Origin of the sequence: Pseudomonas sp., from assembly GCF_050739655.1 — a bacterium.
Taxonomy (GTDB): domain Bacteria; phylum Pseudomonadota; class Gammaproteobacteria; order Pseudomonadales; family Pseudomonadaceae; genus Aquipseudomonas.
The window spans coordinates 1-5,145 of the sequence record NZ_JBOIBY010000305.1; the positions used below are offsets into that span (position 1 = coordinate 1).

4 protein-coding genes are annotated in these 5,145 nt (G+C 59.7%); 3 read left to right on the forward strand and 1 reads right to left on the reverse strand.

Features of this window, described 5'->3' with window-relative positions; genetic code table 11:
* Window positions 1-340: 340 nt before the first annotated feature.
* Window positions 341-2,971, reverse strand: a complete 2,631-nt coding sequence (gene ppc / locus ACRESJ_RS14755) for a phosphoenolpyruvate carboxylase (RefSeq protein WP_431758548.1) — start codon at window positions 2,969-2,971, stop codon at window positions 341-343.
* Between the two features lie 202 nt (window positions 2,972-3,173).
* Between ppc and ACRESJ_RS14760 the strand changes: the two genes are divergently transcribed.
* From ACRESJ_RS14760 to ACRESJ_RS14770, 3 genes are all read left to right on the forward strand, one after another.
* The gene (locus tag ACRESJ_RS14760) at window positions 3,174-3,518 is read left to right on the forward strand and encodes a hypothetical protein (protein WP_056856277.1); all 345 of its coding nucleotides are present in this window, start codon (window positions 3,174-3,176) and stop codon (window positions 3,516-3,518) included.
* A gap of 304 nt (window positions 3,519-3,822) precedes the next feature.
* Window positions 3,823-4,236 (forward strand): DUF4398 domain-containing protein, encoded by a 414-nt coding sequence (locus ACRESJ_RS14765; protein WP_431758549.1) that lies wholly within the window; start codon window positions 3,823-3,825, stop codon window positions 4,234-4,236.
* Window positions 4,237-4,281: 45 nt separating this feature from the next.
* Window positions 4,282-5,079, forward strand: a complete 798-nt coding sequence (locus tag ACRESJ_RS14770; protein WP_431758550.1) for an OmpA family protein — start codon at window positions 4,282-4,284, stop codon at window positions 5,077-5,079.
* The last annotated feature ends 66 nt before the right edge of the window (window positions 5,080-5,145 follow it).

Sequence of the window (5,145 nt, forward strand, 5' to 3'; positions counted from 1 at the left end):
AGCCTGAGTACCTTTACCGGCCCCGGGAGCTCCCAGCAGAATGACGCGCATCGATGTGCTCCTCAATTTTTTATATGGATAACGTCAGATTCGCCTCGTGGGGCCAATCTCAAAAATAGGGTCGTGACCGCCCAAACGGCCAAAGGCTGCTCAAGATACACAGCAGGCCCGGACCACACAAGCCGCCAAAAGTCGGAGAAACCTGCGTCTGATGTGACCCTGCGATGGAGTAACCCAAGTCGCAACCCCATCATTAACTGTCGCCTGGCAGCACTTTTCAATGCCACGCCCCAAGGCACTCGAGGCCACCACCGAGTGCCCGTCCCCCACGGCAAAAACCTTAGCCGGTATTTCGCAAACCGGCGGCAATCCCCGCTACAGACACCAGCAGCGCCTGTTCCACGGGGCTGCCCTGCGCCACATCCTGTTGCCGTGAACGGGCCAGCAACTCGGCCTGCAATAGATGAAGCGGGTCAAGGTAGGTGTTGCGCAACCGGATGAATTCCAGGGTATCTGGGCTATGTGCCAGCAGCTGCGACTGACCGGTCATCCCCAGTACGATGGAGCACGCCTGCGACAATAGGTCGCGTAAATGCGCACCCAAAGGGAGCAAGTCCGGCTCAACCAAACGCTCATCGTAGGACTGCGCGATTTCGGCGTCGGCCTTGGCCAGAACCATTTCCAACATATCGATGCGGGTACGGAAAAATGGCCACTGCTCGCGCATTTGTCCCAACAGCTCGCCCTCGCCGCGCTCCAGGGCCTTGCTCAATGCCGCTTCCCAACCGAGCCAGGCTGGCAGCATCAGGCGCGTCTGGGTCCAGCCGAAGATCCACGGGATCGCCCGCAGGCTTTCTATTCCGCCGGCACGCCGCTTGGCTGGACGACTGCCCAGTGGCAGCCGCCCCAATTCCTGTTCCGGGGTGGACTGGCGGAAGTACTCGACGAACTGCGGATTTTCCCGCACCACGGCGCGGTAAGCGCTGACACCGTCTGCCGCCAGTTCATCCATCAAGTGACGCCATTGAGGTGTAGGTGGCGGCGGTGGCAACAAAGTCGCTTCGAGCACCGCGGCCAGATACAGATTGAGGTTCTGTTCGGCGATGTCCGGCAGGCCGAATTTGAAACGAATCATTTCCCCCTGCTCGGTGGTGCGGAAACGCCCCGCCACCGAACCCGGTGGCTGCGACAGAATCGCCGCGTGTGCCGGACCGCCGCCACGGCCCACGGTGCCACCGCGACCGTGGAACAACAGCAGTTCCACTTGCTGCTCACGGCAGATGTCCACCAACCGCTCCTGCGCCCGATACTGCGCCCACGCGGCCGCCGTGGTGCCAGCGTCCTTGGCCGAGTCGGAATAGCCGATCATCACTTCCTGCGGACCTTGCAGGCGCGCGCGATAGCCCGGCAACAGCAACAGTTTCTCGATGACAGGACCGGAGTTGTCGAGGTCGGCGAGGGTTTCAAACAAGGGCACCACGCGCATAGGCCGCAACACGCCGGACTCTTTGAGCAACAGCTGCACCGCCAGTACGTCGGAAGCAGCCCCCGCCATGGAGATCACATAAGAACCCAGGGACGCCCCCGGTGCCGCGGCGATTTCCCGACAGGTCGCCAGCACTTCGGCGGTGTCGGCGGACGGCTTGTAATGGGCGGGCAGCAACGGTCGACGGTTGGTCAGTTCGCGGGCCAGGAAAGTGATGCGCTCTTCTTCGCTCCAGTCTTCATAGCGACCAAGACCCAGGTAATCGGTGATTTCAGTCATGGCCGCGCTATGCCGTGACGAGTCCTGACGTACGTCCAGGCGCACCAGGAACAGGCCAAACGTCACCGCCCGACGCAGGCAGTCGAGCAACGGACCGTCGGCAATCACGCCCATGCCGCACTCATGCAACGAGTGGTAGCACAGCTCCAGCGGATCAAGCAGGTCACGGTTGTCTTGCAGCACATCGGCCGGCGCAGAGGTCGGCGTCGTCAATGCCGTGTGCGCCCAGTTGCGCGTGGCGCGCAGGCGTTCACGCAGTTGCTTGAGCACCGCCCGATACGGTTCGGCGCTGTCACCGGCCTTGGCCTTCAGCGCTTCACTGGCCTGCTGCATCGACAGGTCCGCCGCCAGTTGATCGACATCGCGCAGGTACAAATCGGCCGCCATCCAGCGCGCCAGCAGCAACACCTCGCGAGTGACCGATGCGGTCACATTGGGGTTGCCATCGCGGTCACCGCCCATCCAGGAGGCAAAGCGAACAGGCGCTGCTTCAAGAGGCAATCGCAGACCGGTGGCGGCATGCAGGGCCTGGTCGGCCTTGCGCAGATAATTGGGGATCGCCTGCCACAGCGAGTGCTCGATCACCGCAAAGCCCCACTTCGCTTCATCAACAGGTGTCGGTCGCGTGCGGCGGATTTCTTCGGTGTGCCAGGCTTCGGCGATCAGACGTTGCAGCGTCGACTTGATCTGCTCGCGTTCGGCGCTGGTCAAATCGCGGTGGTCCAGGGCCGCTAATTGTGCGGCGATGGCATCGTATTTCTGGATCAGCGTGCGACGCGCGACTTCGGTTGGGTGCGCGGTCAGCACCAATTCGATTTCCAACCGAGCCAATTGACGAGCGAGAGACTCGGCGCCATGCCCTTCGGCACGCAGGCGAGCAAGCAGCTCCGGCAGTACTCGCGCTTCGAACGGCGCCGCCCGGGATTCCTCGCGGCGGTGAATCAACTGGTATTGCTCGGCGATGTTGGCCAGGTTGAGAAACTGGTTGAACGCCCGCGCGACCGGCAGCAATTCGTCTTCGGTCAATTGGTTGAGGCTGGCGCTCAGCTCGGCATCCATGGAACCACGACGGTCAGCCTTGGCGCCTTTGCGGATCTGCTCGATCTTGTCGAGGAAGCCGTCCCCGTACTGTTCACGAATGGTGTTGCCCAGCAGCTCACCCAACAGGTGAACGTCCTCGCGCAAGCGTGCATCAATATCGGTCATCAGCAGTTCTCCAGCGAAAATTCCGGGCGGCCTAGAACTTTAAGAGTGCCGCTCCAGATGCCTTCTTACAAGCCAGACGACGAAGGGACTTTAAACCCTGCCTGTTGGAGCTAGTCTGAACAGTAAGCCGTACAACGGCTTTCGCCGGCCTGTGCCGGACACTTTCCTGGCCTGCCACGAGCAGGCGCGCAATGAGGTCATCATGAAAATTCGCGAACTTGCCCAGCATTGGGAAGAAAACGCCAAGGGTCGCCTGACCAAGACCGGCTACACGATTCACCTTGACGTCGAAGCCGCCGCACGGCTGGCGGCCATTACCGAGATGTACCCTAAAAGACATCCAGAAGAACTGCTCGGCGAGTTGATCGGCGCCGCCCTGGAAGAACTGGAAAAAAGCTTTCCCTATGTGAAGGGCTCGACGGTGGTGGCGACCGATGAGGAAGGCGACCCACTGTACGAAGACATCGGCCCGACTCCGCGTTTCCTGGCGTTGTCACGTCGGCATTTGCATGATTTGTCGGCGGGTAACGACAAGCAGAAACACTGATTTCCCTTCGCTCCCGATACCCGTAGGAGCTGTCGAGTGCAACGAGGCTGCGATCTTTTGATTGTTCAAAAGCAAGATCAAAAAATCGCAGCCTGCGGCAGCTCCTACAGGGGATCACCGCAAAACTCTCGCGTTAGAGCCTCGCCCGTTTTTCAGGCATCAGGCAATTTCTCTGAACTTTTAAAAAACGCCCCGGGTCCATCCCAGTAAGCCCGCCTGGGACGGCCGTTTCAAAACACCTTGAAAATGATGGTTACGGCTCCTTGCCCAGGATGGATGTTCATGTTGTTCAGGAGTTAGCCCAATGGAGTTGAAGCCCATGAAAATTCGAACTGGCAAATCTTCTTTCACCCCAATGCATGGCTTGAAAATGGCGGCACTGGCCATCGGCGGCAGTCTCGTGCTGGCCGGTTGCGCCGGCAATCCACCCACCGAGCAATTCGCCGTCACCGAGTCTGCGGTCAACAACGCTGTCAGCGCGGGCGGAACCGAGTTTGCCGCCGTGGAAATGAAAGCCGCCCAGGACAAGCTCAAACAAGCCGAAATCGCCATGCATGACAAAAAGTACGACCAGGCCAAAACCCTGGCCGAACAAGCTGAGTGGGATGCTCGCGTCGCCGAACGCAAAGCCCAGGCGATGAAAGCCGAACAGTCTGTGAAGGACTCTCAGAAAGGAGTTCAGGAACTGCGTCAGGAAAGCCAGCGCACCGTTCAGTAACGGCGTGGCACGACGTATTTCTCAATCGACTAAAAGGACGACACCATGAATTCCAAACAACTGATGATCCCTGCCCTGCTGGCTGCAAGCGTTGCCCTGGCTGCCTGCTCCACACCACCCAATGCCAACCTTGAACAGGCCCGCTCGAACTATTCCGGCCTGCAAGCCAATCCGCAGGCGAGCAAAGTCGCGGCGCTGGAAACCAAAGAAGCCAGTGATTATCTGGACAAGGCTGACAAGGCTTTCCTGGACAAGGAAGACCAAGCCAAAGTCGATCAATTGGCCTACCTGACCAATCAGCGTGTCGAAGTGGCAAAACAGACCATCGCCCTGCGCACCGCCGAGGCCAACCTGAAGAACGCTTCCGCGCAACGCGCTCAAGCCCGTCTGGATGCGCGTGACCAGCAGATCAAACAGTTGAAGGACAGCCTCAACGCCAAGCAAACCGATCGCGGCACGCTGGTAACCTTCGGCGACGTATTGTTCGCCACCGACAAGGCCGAGCTGAAATCCAACGGTCTGATGAACATCAACAAACTGGCGCAGTACCTTCAGGAAAACCCTGACCGTAAAGCGATTGTGGAAGGCTATACCGACAGCACCGGTACGGCGTCTCACAACCAGTCGTTGTCGGAACGTCGCGCCGGCTCCGTGCGCATGGCGCTGGTGAAGATGGGCGTCGAACCAACGCGCATCGTGGCCCAGGGTTATGGCAAGGAATATCCGGTCGCGGATAACACCAGCACCTCGGGTCGGGCACAGAATCGTCGGGTGGAAGTGACGATTTCCAACGATAACCAGCCGGTGATTCCGCGTTCGGCGGTGAGTTCGTATACCCAGTAAATCGTCATCACCCAAAAACCTGTGGGAGCCAGCCTGCTGGCGATAGCGGTGTATCAGTCAACATCA

Excerpts from the sequence above, each read along its gene's own strand:
- ppc (WP_431758548.1), bottom strand. The coding sequence starts at position 2,971 with ATGACCGATATTGATGCACGCTTGCGCGAGGACGTTCACCTGTTGGGT.
- ACRESJ_RS14760 (WP_056856277.1), top strand. The coding sequence starts at position 3,174 with ATGAAAATTCGCGAACTTGCCCAGCATTGGGAAGAAAACGCCAAGGGT.
- ACRESJ_RS14765 (WP_431758549.1), top strand. The coding sequence starts at position 3,823 with ATGGAGTTGAAGCCCATGAAAATTCGAACTGGCAAATCTTCTTTCACC.
- ACRESJ_RS14770 (WP_431758550.1), top strand. The coding sequence starts at position 4,282 with ATGAATTCCAAACAACTGATGATCCCTGCCCTGCTGGCTGCAAGCGTT.